The following is a 22,087-nucleotide window of genomic DNA, read 5'->3' as shown; positions in this document are numbered from 1 at the left end:
CACCATCCGCGGTGCATCACGCTTGTATGTTGTCGGCGGCGGCAAAAGCGTTCAGGCGCACGACGACAACGGCTCGTCTCCGGCCCGCGATCGGACAAGTTGACGCAAACGTCAACCTGGAGAAGGATCGTCGCAACAAAAAGGAATAATGTGGGGGCCGATCAGCATATCGACTGGATGAGCAGCGTCGGCAGCGCGCTCGACTGGTGGCAGGAGGCGGGCGTCGACACGCTCGTCGAGGATGCGCCGCGCGACTGGCTGAGCCAGCCGATGCCGGCGCCTACCGCCTTCGCCGCAGCGGTCTCCGCGGCCGCGGTGCCGGCCGCCCCCGCCGCCGCGACGATGCCCGACGCGCTCGCCGACTTCATCGCGTGGCGGCTGGGCGATGCGGTGCCCGAGGTCGAGTGGCGCGGCGTTTCGATCGCCGCCAGCGGCCCGCCCGACGCCGCGATCATGGTCCTCGTCGATTGCCCCGACAAGGACGACGGCGAGGCGGGCACCTTGCTGAGCGGCGCCGCCGGCGCCCTGTTCGACCGGATGCTCGCCGCGATCGGCCTGTCGCGCGACACGATCCACCTCGCCGCGGTCTGCGCCAGGCGGCCCGTCGCCGGGCGGATGCCGCGCGATACCGAGACGCGGCTGTCCGACATTTCGAAGCATCATATCGGCCTGGTCGCGCCCAAACGGCTGCTGCTGCTCGGCAATGCGGCCAGCCGTGCCATTCTGGGGGCGGAAATGCCGGGGACGCGCGGGTCTTTGCATTCATTTAACCATAAAAGCGGAGAGACCGGGGTCGTCGCCAGCTTTCACCCGCGCTTCCTCATCGAGAAGCCCGTGGCGAAGGCGGAGGCCTGGAAGGATCTGCAATTGCTGATGGGAAACCTGCCCGCATGACCCGCACGCTCGCGCTGACCCTGGCGCTGATCGCGCTGCCCGCCGCCGCGCATGCCGCCGGGCCGACCGAACCCGCCGGCGACGCCAGACTGCCCGCGGCCACCGCGCTCGCCGATCGCATCCCCGATCAGCTCGATGCGACGCAGCGCGAGGGCTATCGCGCGGTGTTCCAGGCGATCCGCGACGGCAAGTGGCAGGACGCGCAGCTCGGGCTCGACGCGATGAAGCCCGGCCCGCTCCATGCCATCGCGCGTGCCGAGCTGTTCACCGCCAAGGGCTCGCCGCGCGTCGAGCTGGAGCCGCTCGTGGCCTTGCTCAACGAGGCGCCCGAACTGCCCGAGGCCGAATCGCTCGCCCGCCTCGCCAGGTCACGCGGTGCGGCCGAATTGCCGCCGCTGCCGCAGGCGCAGCGATTGATCTGGCAGGACGGCGCCCCCCGCCGCGTCCGCGCCAAGGCGACGAAGAGCGACGAGATCGCCGCCGATCTGGCGCTCAAGATGCAACCGTTCGTCAAGGCCGACATGGGTCCCGAGGCGCAGGCGCTGCTCGAGACGACGCCGGGCCTCACCATCGAGGCGCAGACCGAATGGCAGGCGAAGGTCGCCTGGATGTATTTCCTCACCGGCGACGACGCCAACACCCGGGCGATGGCGGCGAAGGCCGCCGCCGGCTATGGCGACTGGGCGGTGCAGGGCCGCTGGACCGGTGCGCTCGCGGCATGGCGCCAGAACGATTGCGCCGCGGCGGAAAGCGGCTTCGAGGGCGTCGCCGCACGCGCGACCGACGTCGATCTGCGCGCCGCCGCGCTCTATTGGACGTCGCGCGCCGACATGGTCTGCGGCCGGCCCGACAAGGTGCAGGCGCGACTGCAGTCCGCCGCGCAATTCTCCGAGAGCTTCTACGGCCAATTGTCGCGCCAGGCGCTGCTGATCAAGGACAAGGGCAAGCCGTCGACGCAGGTCGTTGCGGCGGACTGGGCGCGGCTCGACAAGCGGCCCAATATCCGCGTCGCCGCCGCACTCGCCGAGATCGGCGAGACCGACCTCGCCGACACCGTCGTGCGCCAGCAGGCGCGGATCGGCGACCCGTCCGAATTCGGCAGCCTCGTCCGCGTCGCCGAGGCGTTGAGCCTGCCCGCCACCACCGTATGGCTGGCGCACAATTGCCCGCAGGGCGTCGTCGCCACCGCCGAGGCGCGCTATCCGACGCCGAACTGGACGCCGTCGAGCGGCTGGCGCGTCGACAAGGCGTTGGTCTACGCCCACACGCTGGAGGAGAGCGGCTTCCGCAACAAGGTGGTGAGCCCGGCCGGCGCCTATGGCCTGATGCAGATCATGCCCGCCGCCGCGACCGATTATTCGCGCGAGCGCGGCCTGCCGCTCGACAAGGCGGCGCTGACCAAGCCCGCCACCAACATGGATATCGGCCAGCGCCATCTCGAGCGGCTGCGCGACATGGCCGGCGTGACCGGCGGGCTGCTGCCCAAGGTGATCGCCGCCTATAATGCCGGGCCGCGTCCGGTCGGCGACTGGAATGCGATCGTCCACGATAACGGCGATCCGCTGCTCTATATCGAGAGCATCCCTTATTGGGAGACGCGCGGCTATGTGACGACGGTGCTGCGCAATTACTGGATGTACGAGGCGCAGGGCGGCCGCAAGGCGTCGGTTAGCCGCTCGGCGCTGGCGCAGGGCCTGTGGCCGCGCTTCCCCGGCCTGCCCGGCGCGGCCGCGGTGCGCATCGCCGGACGGCCGAGCAACACCGCGATCGCGGTGAACGGCAGCGTGAGCCCGCAATCGCGGACAGTGACGGGGAACTGAAGCGGGGGACGCGTTCAGCCTCCCTCTCCAAGGGCCATCGCATATAACATCTGTGATGAGGTTCGATCGGCTTCCTCATGAGATTCGTCACCCGGACTCGTTCCGGGGTCCACCCGCCCGCAGGGGAATGGTCTCGGATCAAGCCTTTCTCCTGGCCGCAGGGTGGACCCCGGAACAAGTCCGGGGTGACGGTGTGGCAATCCTTCGTCACGGCTCGTGAGCTTGCCTCATCTCCTTCCTGCGGTATGGTTCGGTCCGATGTGGGATGACCCCCGCGTGCCATGGGAAAGGACGAATCGATGCTCGGCGGGATGCAGGATTTCGAGCTAAGGGTATCGACGCTGATCGATCACGCCGCGCGTGAGCACCCGACCCGCGAGATCGTCACCCGCTGGGCCGACGGCAGCGAGACGCGCAGCGACTGGCGCACCCTGTCGCATGACGCCAAACGGCTGGCGCAGGCGCTCGAACGGCTCGGGGTGCAGCGCGGCGAGCGCGTGGCGACGCTGGCGATGAACCACGGTCATCATCTCGCCGCCTGGTATGCGACGATCGGCATGGGCGCGGTGATCCATACGATCAACCCGCGCCTGTTCGACGACCAGCTCGTCTACATCGCCAACCATGCCGAGGATCGCGTGTTGCTCTACGATCGCGCCTTCCAGCCGATCGTCGACCGGCTGCGGACGCGATGGACCAGCATCGACCATTATGTGGTGATGGACGACGACGGCCCCGACGGCTTCGCCGCGCTGATCGCGCCCGAGGACGGCGACTATGACTGGGTCACCGGATCGGAGCGGGAGGCCTGCATGCTCTGCTACACCAGCGGCACCACCGGCCATCCCAAGGGCGTGCTGTACGACCATCGCTCGATCCTGCTTCACGCGCTACTCGTCGCTTCGCCCGCGGTGCTCGGCCTGTCGTCGACGGCGGTGTTGCTGCCGGTCGTGCCGCTGTTCCATGCCGCCGCCTGGGGTACGCCGTTCGCCGCGCCGCTCGCCGGCGCGAAGCTCGTCTTCTCCGCGGTCAACGACGCCAAGGTGCTGTGCGATCTGATGAACCGCGAGGGCGTCACGATCTCGTCGGGGGTGCCGACGGTATGGCTGGCGATGTTCGCGCATATCGATGCGACCGGCGAGGCGCCGCGCGCGCTCAGGATGGCGACGATCGGCGGCTCGGCGGCGCCGCGCGCGATGATCGCGCGGCTGATCGACATGGGCGTCGAGGTCAAGCATTTGTGGGGGATGACCGAGACCTCGCCGGTCGCCACCGCCGCCGCGCCGCCGCCGGACTGGCAGAGCTGGCCGCGCGAGCGCCAGCTCGACCTGCTCACCCGGCAGGGCAGCGTGCCTTATGGCGTCGAACTCGTCGTCCGCGACGACGACGGTACGCCGCTGCCCCGCGACGGCACCAGCGCGGGACGGCTGCACATCCGCGGCCCGTGGGTGATCAAACGCTATTTCCGCGCCGAGGCGGATGCGATCGACGCCGATGGCTGGTTCGACACCGGCGACGTCGCGGTGATCCACCCCGACGGCACGATGCAGATCACCGACCGCTCGAAGGACGTGATCAAATCGGGCGGCGAATGGATCAGCTCGGTCGAGCTGGAGAATGCCGCGGTCGGCTGCCCCGGCGTCGCCGAGGCGGCGGCGATCGGCATCCCCCACCCCAAATGGGACGAACGGCCGCTGCTCGTCGTCGTCCGCAAGCCGGGCAGCGACGTCGACGAGCGCGCGATCCTCGACCATCTCGCCGGCGTGGTGGCGAAATGGTGGCTGCCCGACGGAATCGCGTTCGTCGATACGCTGCCGCACACCGCGACGGGCAAGTTGCTCAAGACGGCGCTGCGCGAGCAATTCCGCGACTATCGGTTCGCGGCGTGAGACGACCGATCCCCTGCCCGGCCGCGCGCGCGAGGAAATTGCAATCATCGGCTGACATTTCACGTCTTGTGCCTACAATCCCCTTATGGCGATCGGACTGGACAATGCGGGCTTCAGCGACGCGCTGGTGATCCTGGGGGCGGCGGGGCTGGTGATCCCCGCCTTCGCGCGGTTTCGGGTCAGCCCGATCATCGGCTTCATCCTCGTCGGCATGCTCGTCGGCCCCGACGGGCTCGGCGCGCTGACCGACCGGGCGCCGTGGCTCTATTACCTCACCATCTCCGATCCCGATTCGATCGAGCCCTTCGCCGAATTCGGCATCGTGCTGCTGCTGTTCTCGATCGGGCTCGAACTCTCGTTCAAGCGCTTGTGGTCGATGCGCGCGCAGGTGTTCGGCACCGGCCCGGCCGAGCTGATCGGCTCGGCGGCGCTGATCGCGGTGGCGGTCCACCTGCTCGGCCAGGATTGGGGCGGCGCCGCCGGCCTCGGCCTCGCGCTGGCCTTGTCCTCGACCGCATTGGTGCTGCCGCTCGTCGGCACGACCAGTCCGGTCGGCCGCGCCGCCTTCGCGATGCTGCTGTTCGAGGATCTCGCGCTGGTGCCGATCATCTTCGCGCTCGGCGCGATGGCGCCGACCGCCAGCCCCGACGGCTGGGTCGGCATCGCCGGCGTCGCATTGCGCGGGCTGGCGACGGTGGTGGTGATGTACCTCGGCGGCCGGCTGGTGCTGCCGCGGCTGTTCGCCCAGGCGGCGCGCACCAAGAGCCCCGAACTTTTCCTCGCCGCCTCGCTGCTCGTCGTCATCACCGCCAGCGTCGCGACCACCGCCGCCGGCCTGTCGCCGATCGTCGGCGCGCTGCTCGCCGGGCTGCTGATCGCCGAGACCGAATATCACACCGAGGTCGAGGTGATGACCGCGCCCTTCAAGGGCCTCGCGCTCGGCGTCTTCCTGATCACCGTCGGGATGAGCGTCAACCTGCGCGAGGTGCTGGCCAATTGGCCGTCGCTGCTCGGCGCGGTGGTCGCGGTGGTCGGGGTCAAGGCGGTCGTCACCTATCTGCTGCTCCGCGTCGCGCAGACCGGGCGCGGCATCGCCGCCGAGACCGGGCTGCTGATGGGCAGCCCGTCGGAGACGACGCTGATCGTGCTCGCCACCGCGGCACAGGCGCAGCTCATCCTGCCGTCGACCGCCGCCTTCTGGCAGACGGTGACCGCGATCGGCCTCACCATCACGCCGCTGCTCGCCAAGGCGGGCCAGCGTCTGTCGCGCGGCATCGACCGCTTCACCCCCGGCGACGGCCTGCCCGAGGATACGCTCGGCGAGGGGCCGGGCGCGGTGGTGATCGGCTTCGGCCGCGTCGGGCGGATGGTGTCCGACATGCTCGCGGTCCACGGCCAGCGCTATATCGCGGTCGAGGCGGACATCGACACCGTCGCCGAGGCGCGGCGCAGCGGCCATCCGGTGCTGTTCGGCGACATCGCGCGTGGCGACTGGGTCGAGCGGCTCGACCTCGCCCGCGCTCGCGCGCTGATCCTGACGATGGACGATCCGGTGCTGACCGTACAGCTCACCCGGCGGATGCGCGCGCTCGCCCCGGCGCTGCCGATCATCGCCCGCGCCCGCGATCCGCACCATGCCGCCGAACTCTATCGCGCCGGCGTGACCGACGCGGTGCCCGAGACGCTGGAAAGCTCGCTGCAATTGTCCGAGTCGGTGCTGGTCGACCTCGGCGTCGCGATGGGACCGGTGATCGCCTCGATCCACGAGAAGCGCGACGAACTGCGCCAGTCGATCCGCGCGGAGGCGGAGATCGACCGCGAGCCCCGCATCCGGCGCGTGCGGCGGCTGGGGGAAGCGGTGCCGGGCAAGGTGTGAGCGGCCCCACCCTCAATCCGTTCGCCCTGAGCCTGTCGAAGGGCAAGTGAGGCTCAAGCCACTTCGACAAGCTCAGTGCCAACGGCGGCAAAAGTCCCCGCTCATGTATACAGGTCGACAACCTCCGCCCCCTCGCCGACCGCCTCGAGCAGCAGCGTACGATGGCAATGTTTCGGATCGCGCTCGAAGCAGAGCAGCGCGCTCGGCGTCTCCGCCGCCAATCCCAGCATGATGGCGGCGGCCGCCTGCGCCTCGGGCAGTTCGAGTTGCTCCTCATACACCGCCTCCAGCGTCGCCACGTCGCCCTTCTTGGCGGCGTCACGCCCGCGCTTGGGGGTGCCGAGCGCCTTGAGGTGGACATAGCCGATCCCCGCCTCGGCGAGGCTGGCGGCGAGCGAGGATTTCGAGAAGCCGGGCCGCCGCGACAGCGGCAGCGCACGCACGTCGATCACCCTTTTTACTCCCGCACGGTCCAAAGCGGCCAGGAAGTCGGCCATCGTCGTGGCTTCATAGCCGATGGTGTAGATCGTGGTCATGCCGGCCGAACGCACGAGCCGACCGCCGCGTTGCCCGCCGCCCCGGTGCGGTTTAAGGCACCCATATGACCCATGATATCCATATCGTCGGCGGCGGCCTCGCCGGTTCGGAAGCCGCCTGGCAGCTCGCCGAGGCGGGCTATCGCGTCCGCCTGTCGGAGATGCGCGGCTCGGGCGAGCGCACGCCCGCGCATCAGACCGACCATCTCGCCGAACTCGTCTGCTCGAACAGCTTCCGCTCCGACGATGCGGAGGCCAATGCGGTCGGCCTGCTCCACCAGGAGATGCGCGCGATGGGCTCGCTGATCATGCGCCAGGCGGATGCGCATCGCGTCCCCGCCGGGTCGGCGCTGGCGGTCGACCGCGACGGCTATTCCGCCGGCGTCACCGCGGCGCTCGCCGATCATTCCAACGTCACGCTGGTCCGCGAACGCGTCGACACGCTGCCGGACGGGCCGGCGATCCTTGCCACCGGGCCGCTCACCGCGGCGGGGCTGGCGCAGGCGATCGGCGGCGCGACCGGCGCGGAGGCGCTCGCCTTCTTCGATGCGCTCGCCCCCATCGTCCACGCCGACACGATCGACATGGACGTCGCATGGAAGGCGTCGCGCTGGGACAAGGGCGAGGCCGATTACATCAACTGCCCGATGGACAAGGAGCAATATCTCGCCTTCCACGCCGCCTTGCTTGCCGGCGAGAAGAGCGAGTTCAAGGATTGGGAGAAGGACACGCCCTATTTCGAGGGCTGCATGCCGATCGAGGTGATGGCCGAGCGTGGGCTCGACACGTTGCGCTACGGCCCGATGAAGCCGGTCGGGCTCGACAATCCCCGCACCGGCCGCTGGCCCTATGCGGTGGTCCAGCTGCGCCAGGACAATGCGCAGGGCACGCTCTGGAACATCGTCGGCTTCCAGACCAAACTGAAGCATGCCGAACAGGTGCGGCTGTTCCGCACCATCCCCGGCCTGCAGAATGCGGAGTTCGCACGCCTCGGCGGGCTGCATCGCAACACCTTCATCCGCTCGCCTGAATTGCTCGACCCGACGCTGCGGCTGAAGAGCCGCCCGAACCTGCGCTTCGCCGGCCAGATCACCGGCTGCGAGGGCTATATCGAGAGCGCCGCGATCGGCCTGCTCGCCGGCCGCTTCGCCGCGGCGGAGCTGGCGGGCGAGACGCTCGCGCCGCCGCCGGTCGAGACCGCGCTGGGTGCCTTGCTCGGCCATATCACCGGCGGCGCGGAGGCGGAGACCTATCAGCCGATGAACGTCAATTTCGGGCTGATGCCGCCGATCCCCGGCCGCACCAAGAAGGCCGACCGCAAGCGGATGTACACCGATCGCGCGCGCACCGCCTTCGCCGGCTGGCTCAACTCTCCTCCGCCGGCGCCGCAGCCGTCGGCGGACATTTCGGCCGGGACGATGGCTTCCGCTTGACCGCGGTGGTGGCGAATTCCGCGGCGTCCATCGCACCGGATTTGTCATGGTCGGCGGCGACGAACTTGGCGGTCGCCTTGGCCGCCCATTCGTCGAAGTCGAGCCGGCCGTCGCCATTGACGTCGAGCTTGGCGAAGCCCTTGCGCCGGTTGGCGAGATATTCGTCCCTCGTGACCTTGCCGTCCTGATCTCGATCGTAGCGCGCGAAGCGTTTCTGCTCGCGTGTCGCCTCGGAGGCTTCCGGCACCGGGTCGGCTGCGGCGGCCCCCGTCGCCGGCGCTGCAGCGGCCTGCGCCGAGGGTTGCGCCGGCAGCAACGCCGGCCGCCCGGATCCGCCGAACAGCATCGCCCCGCCCGCCACCGCCGCCAGCACCGCCGCACCGATCGCCCAATATCGCCACATCACGCGTCCCCCTTCGCCATCGATCATCCCAGCGACAAACCCTGCGGCGGGTCCAGCCGGCGGTCGTCCGCGCGCCGAACCGCATCGCGGTGCGGGTCGAGCCCTCTGAAGAATTCGGCTGCGTCGAGCGTGCCCGAGCGATCGTGATCCGCCGCGTCGAACTGCGGATCCGCCCATTCCCCGAGATCGAGCCGGCGGTCGCCATCCCCGTCCAGCCGGGCGAATCCGCCCCGCATGGCGGCGCGATATTCGTCGCGCGACAGCACGCCGTCGTGATCGCGGTCATGCGCCGCGAGCGCGGCATGGGCGACTGCCGCGGCATCCGGCGATGCCGCCGACCAAACCGGCACGTGCCTGGTTTCGGCCGGCAGCACGGTCGGCGGCCGGTCCGCATGCACCACCGCGACCAATGCGACGCTACAGCCGGCGAGTAACGCCACCTCTGCCATCACCCGTCGTCGCATTGCCGAGTCCCTCGTTGCAAGTCGAGGCTAGCATGGCGAACGATCGTCGCAAATGTTCATCGTCCGGTTATTCTAAACCGCCCTACCTTCAAAGCCTTGGCAAGTGCCAATCCGGGGGTGGCATCGAGCCGCGCGATCAGGCTCAATACACCGATCGGGCGCAGCTTTGCTGGCCAAGGTGCTGAAAAAGCGTGCGACAACTCGCGCCGTGCGGCGTCCGCGGCCAGCCCGGCCGCCGCCGGCGCGGACAGATGCCCGGCGAGATCGGCGAGCGCCCAGCCCCGCCCCGCCGGCACGAGCAACGGCGAGTCGGCGCCGAGCACCATTCCCGCCGCGGCGAACAGCCCGGCCCCGCGGGCCTCGGCGTGGCGATCCAGCGTCTCGGCGCCGAGCGCGTCGGCGACGATCAACTCCTCCCATCCGTCGATCATCCCGGCGAGCCGCGCGCCGCTGACGCCCGCGGGCAGCAGATGTTGCTGGACGTCGCGGAGCAGCGGCTCGGCCGGCGCCGGCGCGCCGTCGAGCTTGGTGAGCGCCTCATGCCACCAGGTCAGCCGCATCTGCCCGACCATCGGCTCGCGCGTCGCACGGACGATCCCGGCGAGACGGGCGTCGAGCGCGAACAGCGTCTCGATCGCCGGGCGGTGGCGCGACGGCACTGCGAGGATCGCCAACGATCGATCCCCGTTCGGCGCAGCCGCTGCGTCGTTCGTCTGCAAACTTTGATTAACCATGCCGTTTGACTGCGATTTCATACCGGCGGGTTAACTGGGATTGTCCAATAGAACAAACGAGAGCCGGTTTTGGCCATGCACACGTCGCGGTCGTCCTCCCCTATGGGTCTGCTGACCAGACTCCGCCGCGACATTCGCGGAAACACGCTGGCGATCATGGCGGCGGCATTGATTCCGCTGATCGGCTTCGCCGGTTCGGCGGTCGACATGGCACGTTTATACGTCGTCAAGGTCCGCCTCCAGCAGGCGTGCGACGCGGGCGTGCTCGCCGGTCGCAAGGCGATGACCGACACGCAGATGTCGACGCCATTGGAAGATGCCGCCAAGCAGCAGGCGACCGCCTTCTTCAACAACAACTTTCGTCCCGGCTGGTATCAGAACCGCAACGTCAGCTTCTCGACCAGCAAGGCTTCGGTCAATACCACCGTCGGGGTGGCCAATGCGGTCAGCGGCACGGCCTCGGCGACCGTGCCGATGGCGCTGATGCAGTTCTTCGGCGTGAGCGCGCGGCCGCTGACGGTCAATTGCCAGGCGGTGTTCGACGTCGGCGATGCCGACGTCATGTTCGTGCTCGACATCACCGGGTCGATGAACTGTTACCCTTCCGACCCCGCGACCTGCGGCAACGCCACCGAGAAACCGGCTTATGGTCTGGGCACCAACATGACCTATTCGAAGATCGAATCGCTTCGCCAGTCGGTGTTGCTCTTCGACAGTACGATGCGGTCGAGCACCGATCCGTCGACCCGCATCCGTTATGGCTTCGTACCCTATGCCTCGGCGGTCAACGTTGGCCGGCTGATCCCGTCGCAATATCTGCAACAGAGCTGGACCTATCAAAGCCGCCACCTCTCGCCGCTGATCGGCGCGGTCGGCTGGGGCGGCAGCGACAAGATGCTGCCTGGCGATTACGCCCCCTATCAGCTGTTTGCCACCTCCTTCTCGCTGTCCAACATCCCCAAGGCGATGTGCGTTGCACAGCGCTACCCGGCGACCGGCTTCATCACCAGCGGCCCCAATTGGAACACCAGTTATCCGCAGGCGATGAAATATTACAACGTCAGCTGGACGTCCTCGTCGGGCGGGACCTGTTCCGGCTGGCAACAGCCGCTCCGCCCCTATTGGCGCTACGAGCCGGTGCAATGGGACGTCTCGCAGCTGCTCGGCACCATCAACGGCAGCACCGTCGCCGATCCGACGCGGTTCGACGGTTCTACGTCGAGCTGGAAGGGCTGTATCGAGGAACTGAACACCTCGAAGAGCACCACGTTCGACGTCAACGCGCTTCCCGACGATCTCAACCCGGACATCATCCCCGCGGCGGCGACGAACAAGTGGCGGCCAATGTGGGCGGACGTCGTCTACCAGCGCAACAACAGCAATTTCCAGGATATCAACGACGAGAACACCAACGACTACAGCAACAGCTATCGCGCCGGCTATGCGCTGGCGAACAGCGCCTACACCGCCTGCGGCATGCAGGCGCAGCGGCTGACCGTCATGAGCGCACAGGACGTCAACGATTACGTCTACAACAGCGACTTCAAGGCGGTGGGCGGTACCTATCACGACGTCGGCATGATCTGGGGCCTGCGGATGCTGTCGCCCAACGGCGTGTTCGCCGCGGATACCACCGCGCGACCGGGGCGGCCTGCGCCGTCGCGCAACATCGTCTTCATGACCGACGGCACCATGTCGCCCAACGGTCAGATCTACGGCCAATATGGTATCGAGGACTGGGACAATCGCACCGGCGGCGCCAACAACGACAATCAGGATTATGCCAATCACACCGCACGCTTCCGCATCGAGTGCGACGCGGCCAAGAAGCGCGGCATCAGCATCTTCGTCGTCGCGCTCGGCACGAGCATCACCCCGGACCTGACCTATTGCGCGTCCCCCGGCCAGGCGTTCCAGGCGAGCAGCACCGACGCGGTGAAAGGCGCCTTCCGCACGATCGCGCAACGGCTCGCGATGCTGAGGATCAGCCAGTGAGGCCGCGGCTCCGCCACCTTGCGAAGGACACGCGCGGCGCGACGATCATCGAATTCGCGATCGTCGTCCCGGTCATGCTGCTGCTCATCATGGGGCTCAGCGATCTGGCCTATCAGGCGTATATGCAGGCGGTGCTCACCGGCGCCGTGCAGAAGGCGGGCCGCGACGGCACGATCCAGAACAATGCCTCGAACACCGCCGGCACGACGCTCGATCAGCGCGTGATGAGCCAGATCAACAGCCTCGCCAAGACCGCCACCGGCACCTCGTCGCGCAAGAGCTTCGGCCAGTTCGGCTATATCGCGGCCGAGCCGTTCCAGGACAATAACAACAACGGCGTCTACGACGCCGCCACCGAATGCTTCACGGACGTGAACGGCAACGGCACGCGCGACCTCGATCCCGGAATCGCGGGTCAGGGCGGCGCCAACGACGTCGTCGTCTACACGATGACGGTGCAGTTCAACCGGCTGTTCCCGCTCGCCGCCATCATCGGCTGGTCGCGACGCGCGACGATCAGCGCGACGACGATCCTCAAAAATCAGCCCTATGCCACACAGGCTGGTCCGACCGCGCAATTGGTATGCCCGTGATGACGCCGACAAGAATTGCCCGGGCGACCCGCCGGCTCGCCGCCGAGACGAGCGGCCTCGCCCTGCTCGAATTTGCGCTGACGCTGCCGCTGGTGCTCGGCGTCGGCGCGTGGGGCACGGAGATGGCATGGCTCGCGATCACCAATCTGCGCGTCAGCCAGGTCGCGCTCAACCTCGCCGATACGGCATCGCGCGTCGGCCTGATGAGCAACAGCGGGATCACGCAGCTGCGCGAGGCCGACATCAACGACGTGCTCACCTCGGCGCGTCTGCAGGGTGCGCCCCTCGACCTCACCAATCGCGGCCGGATCACCATTTCCAGCCTCGAACAGCAGACCGCAGGCAGCCAGTATCTCCACTGGCAGCGCTGCCTCGGCAAGCGCAGCGGGACCGGCTACGATTCCAGCTACGATCGCACCAACGGCACGATGGACCGCGGCGACGGCATCGGCACGAGCCCTGCCAGCGCCGGCGTATCGATGCCCAATGGCATGGGCGACAGCAGCGGGACCAAGGTGAACGCCCCGGTCGGATCGGGCGTGATGTATATCGAGGTCAGCTACGACTATCGACCGGTGTTCAGCTCGGCATGGGTGCCCGGCGGCGCGGCGGTGACGCGGATCCGCTATACCGCCTCCTACATCGTGCGCGACCGCCGCGATTTCAGCCAGATCTACAATCCGTCACCGGCCGCGACGCAATCGTTCTGCGATCTCTATACGGCGAGCTGAGCGCACGATCTGCCCCCCGGCGGGGCGAAGCTCTCACAAAAAAAGGCCGGGCGATTGCCCGGCCTCCCTTGATCGGTGCGGACCCCGGCCATGCCGGGATCGGCGGTGCGATCACACGATCTTCTTCACCGTGGCGACGACGCGCTTGGCGTCGATCAGCGCCTTCTTCTCGAGATTGGCGGCATAGGGCAGCGGCACGTCCTCGTTGGTGACGCGCAGCACCGGCGCGTCGAGGTCGTCGAACCCCTCTTCCATCACGATCGCGGTGATCTCCGATGCGATCGAACAGGTCGGCCAGCCTTCCTCGACCACGACGAGGCGGTTGGTCTTGGCGAGGCTCTTGAGCACCGTGTCCTTGTCGAGCGGGCGCAGCGTGCGCAGGTCGATGACCTCCGCCTCGATGCCCTCGCCCGCCAGCGTCTCGGCGGCTTCGAGCGCGAGGCCGACGCCGATCGAATAGCTGACCAGAGTGACGTGCTTGCCCTCGCGCATGATCCGCGCCTTGCCGATCGGCAGGACGTAATCGTCGAGCTTGGGGACGTCGAACGAGCGGCCGTACATCAGCTCGTTCTCGAGGAAGACGACCGGGTCTTCCGAGCGGATCGCCGCCTTGAGCAGGCCCTTGGCGTCGGCCGCGTCATAGGGCGCGATGACGATCAGGCCGGGGACGCTGGCATACCAGGGGGCGTAATTCTGGCTGTGCTGCGCGCCGACGCGGCTCGCCGCGCCGTTGGGGCCGCGGAAGACGATCGGGCAGCGCATCTGGCCGCCGGACATGTAATTGGTCTTGGCCGCCGAATTGATGATGTGGTCGATCGCCTGCATGGCGAAGTTGAACGTCATGAATTCGATGATCGGCTTCAGGCCGCCCATCGCCGCACCGGTGCCGACGCCGGCGAAGCCATATTCGGTGATCGGCGTGTCGATGACGCGGCGGTCGCCGAACTCGTCGAGCAGCCCCTGCGTGACCTTATAGGCGCCCTGATATTGCGCGACTTCCTCGCCCATCACGAAGACGCGGTCGTCCTTGCGCATTTCCTCCGCCATCGCGTCGCGCAGCGCTTCGCGGACGGTGGTCTTCACCATCTCGGTGCCCTCGGGGATCGCCGGGTCCTGCACACCCTTCTTCTCGGCGGAGGCGACGAGCTTCTGCGTGCCGCTCTCCTGCTCGGCCGCCGCGGCGCCCTCGGGGATCGGCGGCGCGGCCCGGTCGGTCGCCTCGTTCTTCGGCGCCGGATTGGCGCCCTCGCCCGCGGTGGAGCCGGCGGTGGTCGCGGCATCGGCGCTCTCGCCGTCCTCGAGCAGCACGGCGATGACGTCGCCGACCTTCACATTGTCGGTGCCCTCGGCGACGACGATCTTGCCGATCGTGCCTTCATCGACCGCCTCGAATTCCATCGTCGCCTTGTCGGTCTCGATCTCGGCCATGATGTCGCCGGACTTGACGGTGTCGCCTTCCTTGACGAGCCATTTGGCGAGCGTGCCTTCCTCCATCGTCGGGGACAGCGCGGGCATCTTGATCTCGATTGCCATCTCAGTACGTCTCCACCAGCACGTCGGTATACAGCTCGGCCTCGTCGGGCTCGGGCGTGCTTTCGGCGAAATCGGCGGCTTCGTTCACGGTCTTGCGGATCTCTTGTTCGATGGTCTTGAGGTCGGCCTCGCCCACCCCTTGCGCTTCGAGCAGCTTCTTGACGTGCTCGATCGGGTCGGACTTGTCGCGCACGCCCTGCACTTCCTCGCGGCTGCGATATTTGGCGGGGTCGGACATGGAATGGCCGCGATAGCGATAGGTCTTCATCTCGAGGATGACCGGACCCTTGCCGGCACGCACCCAGGCGAGCGCCTCCTCGGCAGCACCGCGACAGGCGAGCACGTCCATGCCGTCGACCTGGATGCCAGGGATGCGGAAGCTCTCGCCGCGGCGATACAGCTGGTCCTCGGCCGAGGCGCGATTGACGCTGGTGCCCATCGCATATTGGTTGTTCTCGATCACGAAGATGATCGGCAGCTTCCACAGCTCGGCCATGTTGAAGCTCTCGTACACCTGGCCCTGGTTGGCCGCGCCGTCGCCGAAATAGGCGAGGCAGACGCCACCGTCGTTGCTGTACTTGTGGCCGAAGGCAAGGCCGGTGCCGAGCGACACCTGCGCGCCGACGATGCCGTGGCCGCCGTAGAATTTATGCTCGGTCGAGAACATGTGCATCGAACCGCCCTTGCCGCGGCTGATGCCGGCGGCGCGACCGGTAAGCTCCGCCATGATGACCTTGGGGTCGATGCCGTAGGCGAGCATGTGGCCATGGTCGCGATAGCCGGTAATGACCGAGTCCTTGTCGCCGTCCAGCGCCGACTGCAGGCCGACCGCGACCGCTTCCTGACCGATGTAGAGATGGCAGAAACCGCCGATGAAACCCAGGCCGTAGAGCTGGCCGGCCTTTTCCTCGAACCGGCGGATCAGCAGCATGTGCTTGTAGAAGTCGAGCAATTGCTCCTTGGTCGCCTCGAACGGCTTGGGATCGGCGGGACGCTCGCGATTGGTGAGCGGTACGGCGGGAGGAGCAGGCGATTTGGCCACGTATTACCTCAACGGTCCTGGGGGATGTGGCGCTGCCTATAGTCCCCCTTCTGCCAGAACATCAATTCCCCGCCGGCAAGAAGCTGGTCCGCCGCTCCGCCGCGCAGCCCGGCCATCGTCACGCACGGCCTTGCTTTCGCGCGATATCTACCCCGCGACGCGGCGCCCTTCGGGTTCGTGCGCATGGACGCGGGCCAGCGCCTCGCCCTCCAGCTTGGCGAGGTCGGCGAGCGTCTGGTCGAGCGTGTCGCGCTGCTGCTCCAGTTCGGTGATGCGCTGGCGCACCCGTTCGGCGAGCGCGCGCATCTGTTCGAGATGCTGCGGATCGGCGTCGTAGAGGTCGAGGAATTCGGCGATGTCGGTCAGCGAGAAGCCGAGCCGCTTGCCCCTCAGGATGAGCTGCATCCGCGCGATCTCGCGCCGGCGGTAGACGCGCGTCGTCCCGATCCGGGACGGCTCGATCAGGCCCTTGTCCTCGTAGAAGCGCAGGGTCCGCGCGGTGATGCCGAGCATGTCGGCCACCTCCTGGATTCCCTGCAGGTCTCCGCTTTCGTCCATCATCCGCTCCCCGACGCCTACCCCTGCCCGACGGCTTATCGCGCCGCCTTGGCGAGTTCCTCCTCGACAAGCTCCTTCTTGGAAAGCTTGCCGATCAAGGTCTTGGGTAGAGTGTCGCGGATTTCGACCTCGCGGGGAAGCTCGATCTTGCTGATCTTGTCGCGCAGGAAATCGCGCAATTCGGTCGGCGTCGCGGCGCCCGGCGGGTTGAGCACGACGAACGCCTTGGGCGCCTGGCCGCGATGCGCGTCGGCGACGCCGATCACCACCGCCTCGATCACCGCGGGATGCTCGTACAGCGCCTCCTCGATGACGCGCGGATAGACGTTGTAGCCGCCGCACAGGATCATGTCCTTGATCCGGTCGACGATGAACAGATAGCCGTCGGCATCGAGATAGCCGACGTCGCCGGTGCGCAACGCGCCGTCGGCGAACGCCGCCGCGGTCTCCGCCGGCTTGTGCCAATAGCCCGCCATGATCTGCGGGCCGCGGGCGCAGATCTCGCCCTTCTCGCCGGCGGGCACGATCCGCGTCGGATCTTCGCGGTCGCGAATCTCGATCGTCGTGCCGGGGAACGGCAGGCCGGCCGAGCCTTCCTTGTTCACCCCCTCGAACGGGTTGCAGGTGATGATCGGCGAGGCTTCGGAAAGGCCATAGCCCTCGACCAGCTTGGCGCCGGTATTGGCCTCGAAGGCGTGGCGCACCTCGACCGGCAGCGGCGCGCCGCCCGAGATGCAGACCTTGATCGCGGACAGATCGGGACGCTGCCCGGCCGGCAGATTGGCGAGCGCGTTGTAGATCGTCGGCACCGCCGGAAAATAGGTCGGGCGGGTGCGCTTGAGCGTCGCCAGCAACTGCTTCAATTCGAAGCGCGGCAGCAGGATCATCTCGGCGGCGACGAGCGTCGAGAAGGTCAGCACGTTGGTCAGCGCGAAGACGTGGAACAGCGGCAGCACGCCGAGCACGCGATCCTGATCGGGCACCTCGCCGCCGCAATGGACCAGCATCGCATCGGTATTGGCGACGATATTGGCGTGGCTCAGCATCGCCGCCTTGGGCACGCCGGTGGTGCCGCCGGTATATTGCAGCACCGCGACCTCGTGCGGGTCGACCGCGACGGGCCTGGGCGTGCCGCCCTTCGCCATGAAGGCAGCGTAATAGAGGTGGCGGGCGCTCGCCGGCGCGCGGCCGATCTCCTTGCGCTTGACCAATTTGTAGCCGAGCTTCTTGAGCCCCGGCAAAACGTCGGCGATTGGGCAGCTGATGACGTGGCGGATGCCCGTCTCCCCCGCGACCTTGAGCACGCGCGCCTGGATGTCGGCGATGTCGCAGGTGGCGATGATCTCGGCGCCCGAATCCTCGATCAAATGGGTCAGCTCACGCTCGACGTAGAGCGGATTGACGTTGACGACGATGCCGCCCGCTTTCAGCGTCGCGTAGAACAGCACCGGATAATAAGGCGTATTGGGCAGGCACAGGGCGACGCGCGTGCCCTTGACGACGCCGAGCGCCTGCAACGCCGCAGCGGCACGATCGACATCGGCGGCGAGCGCGCCCCAGGTCGTGATCCGCCCCATGAAATCGACCGCCGGCCGATCGGGAAAGCGCGTCGCCGACCGGGCGAGCAGATCACCGAGCAGCCGCGGCTGCGCGACCAGCGGCACGCCGTTCCGGACCGCCAGCGGCGCGGCAAGGGTCGTGCTCGTGTCTCGGCTCGCGTCGTCGCTCATCCGTCCATCCTCTCATCTTCACCATCGAGCATATTGTCCGCTCGTGCCACTTGACGTAATGGGAAGGTATCGCACCTATACGGCATCCCGCAAGCCTCGGTTGCCCGCAAAAGAGAGGATTTCATGACCAACGTCGTCATCGCCGGTTATGCACGCTCGCCCTTCCACCTCGCCGGCAAGGGCGCGCTCGCCCGCGTCCGCCCCGACGACCTCGCCGCGCAGACGATCCGCGGGCTCATCGAGAAGACCGGCGTCGACGCCTCGGAGATCGAGGACATCATCCTCGGCTGCGCCTTCCCGGAGGGCGAACAGGGCCTCAACGTCGCGCGGCTGATCGGCCTGCTCGCCGACTTGCCGCTGTCGGTCGGCGGCATGACGGTCAACCGTTTTTGCGGGTCGTCGATGAGCGCGATCCACATCGCGATGGGCCAGATCCAGATCGGTGCGGGCGAGGCGTTCATCTGCGCCGGCCTCGAATCGATGAGCCGCATTCCGATGGGCGGCTACAACCCCCTCCCCAACCCGGTGCTCGCGAAGGCGAACCCCGGCGCTTACATGGGAATGGGCGACACCGCCGAGAACGTCGCGACCAAATATCAGATCACCCGCGGCGAGCAGGATGCGTTCGCGGTGAAGAGCCAGCAGAAGGCCGCCGCGGCGCGCGCCGACGGCCGCCTCGCCGACGAGATCGTGCCGATCACCACCAAGGCCGGCACGGTCAGCGAGGACGGCACGATCCGCCCCGACACCACCGTCGAGGCGCTCGGCAACCTCAAGCCCGCGTTCAGCCAGGACGGATCGGTGACCGCCGGCACCTCGTCGCCGCTGACCGACGGCGCGTCGGCGGTGCTCGTCACCTCGGAGGAATTCGCGAAAAAGCACGGCCTGAAAATCCTCGCCCGGATCAAGGCGGTCGGCGTGTCGGGGATCGAGCCCGAGACGATGGGCCTCGGCCCGATCAGCGCCTCGCAAAAGGCGCTCGCCCGCGCCGGCGTATCGGTCGCCGACCTCGACGTGGTCGAGATCAACGAGGCCTTCGCCAGCCAGGCGATCGCCTGCATCCGCGACCTCGGCCTCAAGGACGAGACGATCAACAAGGACGGCGGCGCGATCGCGATCGGCCATCCGCTCGGCGCGACCGGTGCGCGCATCGTCGGCAAGGCGGCGGCGCTGCTCGAGCGCGAGGGTGGGCGCTATGCGCTGGCGACCCAGTGTATCGGCGGCGGTCAGGGCATCGCCACGGTGCTGGAGCGCGCATGATGGCCGAGGCTATTCGCAAGGTGTGCGTGATCGGCGCCGGCGTGATGGGCGCCGGCATCGCGGCGCAGGTCGCCAATGCCGGTATCCCGGTGCTGCTGCTCGACATCCCCGCGCGCGAAGGTGACGATCGCGACGCGGTCGCCAAGGGCGCGGTCGCCAGGATGCTCAAGACCGATCCCGCGCCGTTCATGTCGACCGGTGCGGCGAAGCTGGTCGAGACGGGCAATATCGACGATCATCTGGATCGCGTCGCGGAATGCGACTGGATCGTCGAGGCGATCGTCGAGCGGCTCGACATCAAGCAGTCGCTCTACGCCAGGCTCGAGGCATTGAAGCGTCCCGGCACCGCGGTGTCGTCGAACACCTCGACTATCCCGCTCGGCCATCTGGTCGAGGGTCGCTCGGACCAGTTCAAGGCCGACTTCCTCATCACCCACTTCTTCAATCCGCCGCGCTACATGCGGCTGATCGAGATCGTCCGCGGCGAACAGACCGACGTCGCCGTGGCGGAGAAGGTCGAGGCGTTCGTCGACCGGTTCATGGGCAAGCGCATCGTCCGCGCCAAGGATACGCCGGGCTTCATCGCCAACCGCATCGGCACCTATTGGCTTGCGGTCGCGATCAACGCCGCGATGGACCAGGGCCTCACCGTCGAGGAGGCCGACCAGATCGGCGGCCGGCCGATGGGCGTGCCCAAGACCGGCATCTTCGGCCTCGTCGATCTCGTCGGCGTCGACCTGATGCCGCTGCTGTCCAAGAGCCTGTCCTCGACGCTGCCGCAGGGCGATCCCTATTTCGACACGGTGCGGCCGATGCCCCTCGTCGACAAGATGATCGCCGACGGCTTCACCGGCCGCAAGGGCAAGGGCGGCTTCTACCGCTTCGACAAGGCGACCAGGACCAAGCTCGCGCTCGATCTCGCCACCGGCGACTATCGCGAGGGGGTGAAGCCCGCCGCGCTGCCGCCCAAGGCCGAGAAGGACCTCGCCGCGCTGATCGCCGTACCCGGCAAGGTCGGCGATTACGCCTGGGAGATCCTCGGCAAGACGCTGTCCTATGCGGCGATGCTGGTCGGCGAGGCCGCCGACGACATCGTCGGCATCGATGACGCGATGAAGCTCGGCTACAATTGGAAGTTCGGGCCGTTCGAGCTGATCGACAAGATCGGTGCCGCTACCTTCGCCGCGCGGCTGCGCGACGAGGGCCGCAGCGTCCCCGCGATCCTCGACACCGCAGGCGACCGTCCCTTCTACCGCGTCGTCGACGGCAAGCGCCAGTTCCTCACCCTCGCCGGCGAGTATCAGGACGTCGTGCGCGGCGAGGGCGTCGTGCTGCTCGAGGACATCAAGCTCGGTGCCGAGCCGATCGTCAGGAACGCCTCCGCGGCGCTCTGGGATATCGGCGACGGCGTCGCCGCGCTCGAGTTCACCACCAAGATGAACGCGCTCGACGGCGAGATCATGGCGTTGATCCAGCAGGCGATCCCGATCGTCGAGGCGCGGTTCAAGGCGCTGGTGATCTACAACGAGGGCTCGAACTTCTCGGCCGGCGCCAATCTCGGCATGGCGATGTTCGCCGTCGCCGCCGGCATGTGGGGCGAGATCGAGAAGCTGATCGCCGGCGGCCAGCAGGCGCTCAAGGCACTCAAATACGCCCCCTTCCCCGTCGTGTCGGCACCCGCCGGCATGGCGCTGGGCGGCGGCTGCGAGGTGCTGCTCCATTCGGACGCGGTGCAGGCGCATGCCGAGACCTATGTCGGCCTCGTCGAATGCGGCGTCGGCCTGCTGCCCGGCTGGGGCGGCAACGGCGAGATGCTCGACCGTATGGCGAAGGCGCCGATGATGCCGCGCGGGCCGATGCCCGCGGTCGCCAAGGCGTTCGAGACGATCTCGACCGCGCAGGTCTCCAAGTCGGCGGCGCTCGCCAAGGAGATGCTGTTCCTGCGGCCGGGCGACGGCATCACGATGAACCGCGACCGGTTGCTCGCCGACGCCAAGGCCAAGGCGCTGTCGCTGGTCGATGGCTATGCGTCGCCGGAGAAGCCGACCTTCCGCCTGCCCGGCGAGAGCGGCCGCGTCGGCATTGCGGGCGTCGTCGACGGCTTCCGCAAGAAGGGGATGGCGACCGAATATGACGAGATCGTCTCGGCGCGGCTGGCGACGGTGCTGACCGGCGGCGACGCCGATCTGGTCGACATCGTGCAGGAAGACGACCTCCTCACGCTGGAACGCGAAGGCTTCATGGCCGCGGTGAAGGACCCGCGGACGCAGGCACGCGTTCAGCAGATGCTGACGACGGGTAAGCCACTGCGGAACTGATCCCGATCCCGTTACCGGTTGCTCGGGACAGTCACACGAAGGTGTTCGACTAGGTTCGGGCTACCCGGATTCATCCCGTCACCCCGGACTTGTTCCGGGGTCCACTCCGCGGCGAGGAGAACGGCTAGAATAAGCACCGTTCGCCCGTTGCCCGGTGGACCCCGGAACGAGTCCGGGGTGACGAACCTGATGAGGATGCCGATCGAGCATCATCTCGTCAGCCTCCGACAGCGGCAATGCTCGCAAGCAAGCGATCGGGTCCGTGGCCCCCACGCCGC

The 22,087-nt window shown here is 67.8% G+C and carries 18 protein-coding genes; 10 read left to right on the top strand and 8 right to left on the bottom strand.

Translation table 11 applies throughout. The annotated features are described in order from the left end of the window. Nucleotides 1-150 precede the first annotated feature (150 nt). From AC07U4_RS00165 to AC07U4_RS00150, 4 genes are all read left to right on the top strand, one after another. Nucleotides 151-894, top strand: a complete 744-nt coding sequence (locus AC07U4_RS00165; RefSeq protein ID WP_137898615.1) for a uracil-DNA glycosylase — start codon at nucleotides 151-153, stop codon at nucleotides 892-894. Continuing rightward, the gene (locus AC07U4_RS00160; RefSeq protein ID WP_495193991.1) at nucleotides 891-2,714 is read left to right on the top strand and encodes a lytic transglycosylase domain-containing protein; all 1,824 of its coding nucleotides are present in this window, start codon (nucleotides 891-893) and stop codon (nucleotides 2,712-2,714) included. Before AC07U4_RS00165 ends, AC07U4_RS00160 begins: the two co-directional genes overlap by 4 nt. Before the next feature lie 299 nt (nucleotides 2,715-3,013). Beyond that, nucleotides 3,014-4,603, top strand: coding sequence for a long-chain fatty acid--CoA ligase (locus AC07U4_RS00155; RefSeq protein ID WP_495193990.1), 1,590 nt, complete (start codon nucleotides 3,014-3,016; stop codon nucleotides 4,601-4,603). 85 nt (nucleotides 4,604-4,688) lie between these two features. Further along, nucleotides 4,689-6,479, top strand: coding sequence for a cation:proton antiporter domain-containing protein (locus tag AC07U4_RS00150; protein ID WP_495193989.1), 1,791 nt, complete (start codon nucleotides 4,689-4,691; stop codon nucleotides 6,477-6,479). A 101-nt stretch (nucleotides 6,480-6,580) separates the two neighbouring features. Here AC07U4_RS00150 and AC07U4_RS00145 read toward each other — a convergent pair whose 3' ends face one another. Beyond that, nucleotides 6,581-7,015, bottom strand: coding sequence for a DUF488 domain-containing protein (locus tag AC07U4_RS00145; protein ID WP_495193988.1), 435 nt, complete (start codon nucleotides 7,013-7,015; stop codon nucleotides 6,581-6,583). A gap of 65 nt (nucleotides 7,016-7,080) precedes the next feature. Between AC07U4_RS00145 and trmFO the strand changes: the two genes are divergently transcribed. Continuing rightward, a complete protein-coding gene (trmFO, locus tag AC07U4_RS00140) occupies nucleotides 7,081-8,448 on the top strand; it encodes a methylenetetrahydrofolate--tRNA-(uracil(54)-C(5))-methyltransferase (FADH(2)-oxidizing) TrmFO (protein ID WP_137898619.1) in 1,368 nt (455 codons plus the stop codon). Here trmFO and AC07U4_RS00135 read toward each other — a convergent pair. From AC07U4_RS00135 to AC07U4_RS00125, 3 genes are read right to left on the bottom strand one after another with little or no spacing between them, the layout of a single operon-like run. Next, nucleotides 8,381-8,851, bottom strand: a complete 471-nt coding sequence (locus AC07U4_RS00135; protein WP_495194983.1) for an EF-hand domain-containing protein — start codon at nucleotides 8,849-8,851, stop codon at nucleotides 8,381-8,383. The two genes, trmFO and AC07U4_RS00135, sit on opposite strands and share 68 nt — an antisense overlap. 23 nt (nucleotides 8,852-8,874) lie before the next feature. Then, nucleotides 8,875-9,315, bottom strand: a complete 441-nt coding sequence (locus tag AC07U4_RS00130; RefSeq protein ID WP_495193987.1) for an EF-hand domain-containing protein — start codon at nucleotides 9,313-9,315, stop codon at nucleotides 8,875-8,877. A gap of 56 nt (nucleotides 9,316-9,371) precedes the next feature. Continuing rightward, nucleotides 9,372-9,989, bottom strand: a complete 618-nt coding sequence (locus AC07U4_RS00125) for a squalene/phytoene synthase family protein (RefSeq protein ID WP_495193986.1) — start codon at nucleotides 9,987-9,989, stop codon at nucleotides 9,372-9,374. Between the two features lie 162 nt (nucleotides 9,990-10,151). Here AC07U4_RS00125 and AC07U4_RS00120 point away from each other — a divergent pair, with 162 nt between their 5' ends. The 3 genes from AC07U4_RS00120 to AC07U4_RS00110 are packed head-to-tail and all read left to right on the top strand — an operon-like array spanning nucleotide 10,152 to nucleotide 13,368. Then, on the top strand, nucleotides 10,152-12,044 hold the full coding sequence (locus tag AC07U4_RS00120; RefSeq protein WP_495193985.1) for a TadE/TadG family type IV pilus assembly protein: 1,893 nt from the start codon (nucleotides 10,152-10,154) through the stop codon (nucleotides 12,042-12,044). Then, on the top strand, nucleotides 12,041-12,637 hold the full coding sequence (locus AC07U4_RS00115; RefSeq protein ID WP_038658361.1) for a TadE/TadG family type IV pilus assembly protein: 597 nt from the start codon (nucleotides 12,041-12,043) through the stop codon (nucleotides 12,635-12,637). Before AC07U4_RS00120 ends, AC07U4_RS00115 begins: the two co-directional genes overlap by 4 nt. After that, a complete protein-coding gene (locus AC07U4_RS00110) occupies nucleotides 12,637-13,368 on the top strand; it encodes a TadE/TadG family type IV pilus assembly protein (RefSeq protein ID WP_495193984.1) in 732 nt (243 codons plus the stop codon). The genes AC07U4_RS00115 and AC07U4_RS00110 overlap by 1 nt, the downstream gene beginning before the upstream one ends. Before the next feature lie 111 nt (nucleotides 13,369-13,479). Here the strand turns inward: AC07U4_RS00110 and AC07U4_RS00105 are convergent, their stop codons facing one another. From AC07U4_RS00105 to AC07U4_RS00090, 4 genes are all read right to left on the bottom strand, one after another. Then, nucleotides 13,480-14,901 carry a pyruvate dehydrogenase complex E1 component subunit beta gene (locus AC07U4_RS00105; protein ID WP_495193983.1) on the bottom strand — a complete coding sequence of 474 codons (1,422 nt, stop codon included), beginning with the start codon at nucleotides 14,899-14,901 and terminating at the stop codon, nucleotides 13,480-13,482. A gap of 1 nt (nucleotide 14,902) precedes the next feature. Beyond that, nucleotides 14,903-15,943 carry a pyruvate dehydrogenase (acetyl-transferring) E1 component subunit alpha gene (gene pdhA, locus AC07U4_RS00100; protein ID WP_038658356.1) on the bottom strand — a complete coding sequence of 347 codons (1,041 nt, stop codon included), beginning with the start codon at nucleotides 15,941-15,943 and terminating at the stop codon, nucleotides 14,903-14,905. A 147-nt stretch (nucleotides 15,944-16,090) separates the two neighbouring features. Continuing rightward, the gene (locus AC07U4_RS00095; RefSeq protein WP_038658353.1) at nucleotides 16,091-16,504 is read right to left on the bottom strand and encodes a MerR family transcriptional regulator; all 414 of its coding nucleotides are present in this window, start codon (nucleotides 16,502-16,504) and stop codon (nucleotides 16,091-16,093) included. 32 nt (nucleotides 16,505-16,536) lie between these two features. Continuing rightward, the gene (locus AC07U4_RS00090) at nucleotides 16,537-18,231 is read right to left on the bottom strand and encodes a long-chain-fatty-acid--CoA ligase (RefSeq protein ID WP_495193982.1); all 1,695 of its coding nucleotides are present in this window, start codon (nucleotides 18,229-18,231) and stop codon (nucleotides 16,537-16,539) included. A 123-nt stretch (nucleotides 18,232-18,354) separates the two neighbouring features. On the opposite strand from AC07U4_RS00090, the gene AC07U4_RS00085 reads away from it, so the two are divergent. Both AC07U4_RS00085 and AC07U4_RS00080 read left to right on the top strand, forming a co-directional pair. Next, nucleotides 18,355-19,491, top strand: a complete 1,137-nt coding sequence (locus AC07U4_RS00085; protein WP_495193981.1) for a thiolase family protein — start codon at nucleotides 18,355-18,357, stop codon at nucleotides 19,489-19,491. Then, entirely contained in the window at nucleotides 19,491-21,809 is a 2,319-nt protein-coding gene (locus AC07U4_RS00080) for a 3-hydroxyacyl-CoA dehydrogenase/enoyl-CoA hydratase family protein (RefSeq protein ID WP_495193980.1), read from the top strand. Before AC07U4_RS00085 ends, AC07U4_RS00080 begins: the two co-directional genes overlap by 1 nt. The last annotated feature ends 278 nt before the right edge of the window (nucleotides 21,810-22,087 follow it).

The organism is Sphingomonas sp. GW821-FHT02B09, from assembly GCF_059421875.1.
The sequence above is the reverse complement of the archived record's forward strand: the minus strand, read 5'-3'. Positions and strand labels throughout refer to the sequence as shown.

What these genes read in the sequence shown, in the direction of transcription:
- AC07U4_RS00160 (WP_495193991.1), top strand. Translation starts at nt 891, where the DNA reads ATGACCCGCACGCTCGCGCTGACCCTGGCGCTGATCGCGCTGCCCGCC.
- trmFO (WP_137898619.1), top strand. Translation starts at nt 7,081, where the DNA reads ATGACCCATGATATCCATATCGTCGGCGGCGGCCTCGCCGGTTCGGAA.
- AC07U4_RS00095 (WP_038658353.1), bottom strand. Translation starts at nt 16,504, where the DNA reads ATGATGGACGAAAGCGGAGACCTGCAGGGAATCCAGGAGGTGGCCGAC.
- AC07U4_RS00085 (WP_495193981.1), top strand. Translation starts at nt 18,355, where the DNA reads ATGACCAACGTCGTCATCGCCGGTTATGCACGCTCGCCCTTCCACCTC.
- AC07U4_RS00080 (WP_495193980.1), top strand. Translation starts at nt 19,491, where the DNA reads ATGGCCGAGGCTATTCGCAAGGTGTGCGTGATCGGCGCCGGCGTGATG.
- AC07U4_RS00120 (WP_495193985.1), top strand. Translation starts at nt 10,152, where the DNA reads ATGGGTCTGCTGACCAGACTCCGCCGCGACATTCGCGGAAACACGCTG.
- AC07U4_RS00130 (WP_495193987.1), bottom strand. Translation starts at nt 9,315, where the DNA reads ATGCGACGACGGGTGATGGCAGAGGTGGCGTTACTCGCCGGCTGTAGC.
- AC07U4_RS00135 (WP_495194983.1), bottom strand. Translation starts at nt 8,851, where the DNA reads ATGTGGCGATATTGGGCGATCGGTGCGGCGGTGCTGGCGGCGGTGGCG.
- AC07U4_RS00090 (WP_495193982.1), bottom strand. Translation starts at nt 18,231, where the DNA reads ATGAGCGACGACGCGAGCCGAGACACGAGCACGACCCTTGCCGCGCCG.
- AC07U4_RS00145 (WP_495193988.1), bottom strand. Translation starts at nt 7,015, where the DNA reads ATGACCACGATCTACACCATCGGCTATGAAGCCACGACGATGGCCGAC.
- AC07U4_RS00110 (WP_495193984.1), top strand. Translation starts at nt 12,637, where the DNA reads ATGACGCCGACAAGAATTGCCCGGGCGACCCGCCGGCTCGCCGCCGAG.
- AC07U4_RS00150 (WP_495193989.1), top strand. Translation starts at nt 4,689, where the DNA reads ATGGCGATCGGACTGGACAATGCGGGCTTCAGCGACGCGCTGGTGATC.
- AC07U4_RS00105 (WP_495193983.1), bottom strand. Translation starts at nt 14,901, where the DNA reads ATGGCAATCGAGATCAAGATGCCCGCGCTGTCCCCGACGATGGAGGAA.
- AC07U4_RS00155 (WP_495193990.1), top strand. Translation starts at nt 3,014, where the DNA reads ATGCTCGGCGGGATGCAGGATTTCGAGCTAAGGGTATCGACGCTGATC.